The sequence below is a fragment of the Waltera acetigignens genome, assembly GCF_025567015.1.
Classification (GTDB): Bacteria; Bacillota; Clostridia; order Lachnospirales; family Lachnospiraceae; genus Acetatifactor; species Acetatifactor acetigignens.
This window is the reverse complement of sequence record NZ_JAOQJO010000052.1, coordinates 1-563: the sequence shown is the minus strand read 5'-3', so window position 1 is coordinate 563 and position 563 is coordinate 1. Positions and strand designations below refer to the sequence as shown.

The window sequence follows — 563 nt, the reverse complement described above, 5'->3', positions numbered from 1 at the left end:
GTATCGGAAGGTGCGGCTGGATCACCTCCTTTCTAAGGAAACGGAAGAAGTAGGGGTTGCATTACTGTTGATTTGCCAAAGAGGTAAATCAAGAAAAAGGATAACGAACTGGTGGTTATGCGCAAAGCGCATCGCCAGTGAGGAAATCCGAAATAAGAACACTTCTGGTGGCGATGCGCTTAGGGGACACACCCGTTCTCATCCCGAACACGATGGTTAAGACCTAAGCGGCCGATGGTACTATACTGGAGACGGTATGGGAGAGCAGGTGGCTGCCAGATTCCCATGGGGGTATAGCTCAGTTGGGAGAGCACCTGCCTTGCAAGCAGGGGGTCAAGGGTTCGAATCCCTTTATCTCCACTCAACAAGTTTTACTTGTTGAAATTTGTTCCTTGAAAACCGAATATTGAAATATTAAATCTATTATATCAAGTTTGCAAAACGATATAACAAGACATCCGAGGGATCTTGCAGAGATGTAAGATCAAACAAGCAAAACGAAACAAAACCTAAAGTAACATCACGCTAGATGTGAAGAACTGGTTGGCGGGAATCGCGCAAGC

1 tRNA gene and 1 rRNA gene are annotated in these 563 nt (G+C 45.8%); both read left to right on the top strand.

Going from position 1 to position 563, the window contains the following annotated elements:
• The first annotated feature begins 163 nt into the window (after nt 1-163).
• A 5S ribosomal RNA gene (gene rrf / locus OCV96_RS19400) occupies nt 164-281 on the top strand.
• 6 nt (nt 282-287) lie between these two features.
• Nucleotides 288-360, top strand: a tRNA-Ala gene (locus OCV96_RS19395).
• Nucleotides 361-563: the final 203 nt, after the last annotated feature.